The organism is Rhodoplanes roseus (assembly GCF_003258865.1).
Lineage (GTDB): Bacteria > Pseudomonadota > Alphaproteobacteria > Rhizobiales > Xanthobacteraceae > Rhodoplanes > Rhodoplanes roseus.
In genome coordinates, this window is sequence record NZ_NPEX01000054.1 from 1 (window position 1) to 3,428 (window position 3,428).

Here is a 3,428-nt window from a genome sequence, read left to right on the forward strand (position 1 = left end):
GTTCGCGCCTTCGGCGCGCCCCGGAATGACCGGCGAGAAACGGAGCGAACCCCATGACCAACGTGATCAGATCGTCGCGCGAAGGTGCGGTCGCGACCGTGGTGATCGACCGGCCAGAGGAGAAGAACCTCCTCACCATCGCCCAGGTGCGCGAGCTGACCGCGGCCATCAACACGGCGGCGGCGAGTGACGCCAAGGCGATCGTGATCCGGGCGAACGGGCCGGACTTCTGCCGCGGCCGCGATCCGCGCGACGGGGCCGGCGCGCCCAACGCGCTGGCGCTGCGCACCACCACGCTGGAGCCGATCCTGGCCGCCTATGCGGCGATCGAGGCGGCGCCGCAGCCGGTGATCGCCGTGGTGCACGGCGCCGCGCACGGCTTCGGCTCCGCCGTCACCTCGGCCTGCGACATCGCCATCGCGGCCGACACGGCGCGCTTCAAGCTGCCCGAGATGGAGCACAACCTGCCGCCGACGCTGGCCATGTCGGCGCTCGTCCCCAAGGTCTCGCGAAAGGCGCTCGGCTGGATGGTTTTTGCCCTCGAGGAACTCTCGGCCGCGCAGGCCCTGCAGATCGGCCTCGTCAGCACCGTCGTGCCCGAGGCGGAACTCGACGCGGCCCTGCAAAAGCTGCTCGCCACCGTGACGACGCGGGCCGCGCCTTCGCTGGTCGCCGTGAAGGACTTCTTGCGCGTCGCCTATCACATGGAGCCGCGCGGCCTGGCCGACTACTCGGCCAGCGCGCTCGCCACCGTGCTGTCGTCGCGGGAGCGCTGACATGGCCGGGCCCGACGAGGGCGCCGGCTCGCCGTTCTGGCGCTTCTCGCTCGCGACCTACCGCAAGCCCGGCGTCGCCGAGGCCTGCCTGGCGCTGCAGGACGGCTTCTCCGTCGACGTGAACGTGCTGCTGTTCGTGATGTGGCTCGGCACCGGGGGCCGGCGGCTCGACGACGTCGAGACGCAGTTCGTGATCGACCAGGCGGCCGGCTGGGCACGCGAGATCGTGGTGCCGTTGCGCGGCGTGCGGCGCCGCCTCAAGGAGGATGCGCCGCTGGTCGACGCGGCCGCCGCGCAGGCGTTCCGCACCCAGGTGAAGCGGCTGGAGCTCGAGGCCGAGCGGCTGCAGCAGGAGGCGCTCTACCGTCTCGCCGACCGCCTGCCGCCCGGCGGCGGGTCGCCGCCGGCCGATGCGGTGGGCGCCAATGTCGAGGCGCTCGGGCGTGCGCTCGGCCAGGACTTTCCGGCCGCGCAGGCTGCGCTTTTGGTCGCCGCGGCGCTGCCCGACACGGCGTGATCCTCGAACACGTGATGGCCGAAGGCGCGCTGCGCGTTCTGGCCACCTCTCCCGGCGGGGAGAGGGGCATGCCACCAACCCTTCAGCACCGACTCTTCACCGTCACCCCGAGGCGCTCGGGCGAAGCCCGAGCCTCGAAGGGCGACGGCCCCTCGGCCCGCATCCATCGAGGCTCGCCTTCGGCGAGCACCTCGGGATGACGGGGCGAGGTTCAGGCCCGCCGGTACGAGACGTCGTCAGCGCGTGATCACGACCTTCTGGTACAGCCCGCCGAAATAGGACTGGCGCGGCCACTGGGTCTTGGACCAGGGCGCCGGCATCCAGGTCTGCAGCGCGTTGTTCCACAGGTCGAGCGCGAACGGCTCCAGCACGGCCAGCACCGGCTTGAACCAGTAGCGCCAGGGGTGCCACCACTTGGGCTGGGCGTAGTCGACGATGACCACCTTGCCGCCCGGCTTCACCACCCGGAAGATCTCGGCCAGCGTCTTCTCCCGGTGCTCCACCGGCTGCTCGTGGAACAGCAGGTAGACGATGGCGCGGTCGAAGCTCGCGTCCGGGAAGTTGAGGTCGGCCGAGTCCATGTTCAGGAGCCGCACCGGCGCGTCGGCCTTCAGCTTGCGGCGCACGTTGCGCAGCTGTGCCGGCACGATGTCGATGACGTCGAGACGGCCGCCGCCGGCGGAGACGCGGTCGCACAGATGCGGCGTCAGGTCGCCATAGGCGCAGGCCACCTGCAGGGTGTTGCCCGGAAGCTCGTCACCCATCTCGGCGAGCGCGGCATTCCGCAGCTTGGCGTAGTTGCCCCACAGGATGAAGTTGATGATCGGCTGGTGGTCGAAGAAGCGGATCGCGTTCGGGTGAATATAGGCCCACCAATAATGCTTCTCGAGATAAGGAGGAATGGAGACGACCGGAGCTTTCGCACTGTCTACCGGTGAGCCGGCCTCGATTCGCACCGAAGTCGACGGTCGAACTGCAGCAGTCTGCATGTGTAATGACCTCGAAACGGGTGGGGGATCCCGCAAGAGTTCATGCCCCCTGGGATCGACCATCGCACCACCCCCCACACAACACCTTGAGAAAACGCAAGAGTCATCCTTTGGCACGTCCGCCATGCAAGCGTGGCGGACCAGCTTTCAGCCGGAGATGACGATCGCCTGATAAAGCCCACCAAAATACGAGCGCCGTTCGATTTTCCGGTCGTCCGGCAGGTTCGGAATCCATCGCGTGATGTCGTTGCGCCAAAGGTCCAGCGCGAACGGCTCGAGCGCCGCAAGCACCGGGGCGAATACGTAGCGGAGCGGGTTCCACCACACCGGGCGGGCATAATCGACGATGACGACGCGGCCGCCGGGCTTCAGCACGCGCACCGCCTCGGCGAGCGTCTGCCGGCGCCAGCTCTCCGGCTGCTCGTGCAGCAGGAAGAACAGCAGCACGCGGTCGTAGCTCGCGTCGTCGAGCGGCAGCGCCGAGGAATCGGTCTCCACCAGGCGGGCCGGCGCGTCGGCCGGCAGCTTGCGGCGGACATTGTCGAGCTGCACCGGCAGCACGTCGACGATGTCGAGCGTGCCGTCGGCGGCCGACACCCGGCTGCACAGATGCGGCGTCAGGTCGCCATAGGCGCAGGCGACCTGCAGGGTGCGGCCGGGCAGGCGCTCCCCCATCAGGTCAAGCGCCGCATCGCGCAGCCGCGCGTAGTTGCCCCACAGGATGAGATTGGCGAGCCACTGGCGCTCGAACACGCGCACCGCGTTCGGGTGCACATAGGCCCACCAGTAGTGCACGTCGAGATACGGCGGAATCTCCCGCGCCGCTGCCGGCGAAACCAGGCGTGGCAACCCGGACCGGGCGCCGCCCGTGACCGTCGGTGTCGCGACCGCTGACTCCATGTCGTCCCCCCAGCTTCCAAGACCGAACAGCTCCGAACTTATCGCATAGCACACGCTCGACGGGCACAACATCCTTGGCTTTACAGACGCCATGTCATGCATTGCTTACGCAGTCTTGCTTATGGACGATCAGAGTCAGCAATGCCGTGGCCGGTGATTCTGGTTGCCGGTCCGGGGCGGCGGGTCGATACTCGGGCGACTCGGAGCCCCGGTGCGCGGAACGTGTAGCGGGCCGGCGTCTTGCCC

4 protein-coding genes are annotated in these 3,428 nt (G+C 68.8%); 2 read left to right on the forward strand and 2 right to left on the reverse strand.

Annotated elements, in window-relative coordinates; all coding sequences use genetic code 11:
* The first annotated feature begins 53 nt into the window (after nt 1–53).
* Both CH341_RS10345 and CH341_RS10350 read left to right on the forward strand, forming a co-directional pair.
* Nucleotides 54–776, forward strand: coding sequence for an enoyl-CoA hydratase/isomerase family protein (locus CH341_RS10345; RefSeq protein ID WP_111418958.1), 723 nt, complete (start codon nt 54–56; stop codon nt 774–776).
* A gap of 1 nt (nt 777) precedes the next feature.
* Nucleotides 778–1,293 (forward strand): TIGR02444 family protein, encoded by a 516-nt coding sequence (locus tag CH341_RS10350; protein ID WP_111418959.1) that lies wholly within the window; start codon nt 778–780, stop codon nt 1,291–1,293.
* A 236-nt stretch (nt 1,294–1,529) separates the two neighbouring features.
* Here CH341_RS10350 and rquA (CH341_RS10355) read toward each other — a convergent pair whose 3' ends face one another.
* Together rquA (CH341_RS10355) and rquA (CH341_RS10360) are read right to left on the reverse strand one after the other, a co-directional pair.
* The gene (gene rquA / locus CH341_RS10355) at nt 1,530–2,282 is read right to left on the reverse strand and encodes a rhodoquinone biosynthesis methyltransferase RquA (protein WP_111418960.1); all 753 of its coding nucleotides are present in this window, start codon (nt 2,280–2,282) and stop codon (nt 1,530–1,532) included.
* Nucleotides 2,283–2,429: 147 nt separating this feature from the next.
* Nucleotides 2,430–3,182 (reverse strand): rhodoquinone biosynthesis methyltransferase RquA, encoded by a 753-nt coding sequence (gene rquA / locus CH341_RS10360; RefSeq protein WP_111418961.1) that lies wholly within the window; start codon nt 3,180–3,182, stop codon nt 2,430–2,432.
* Nucleotides 3,183–3,428: the final 246 nt, after the last annotated feature.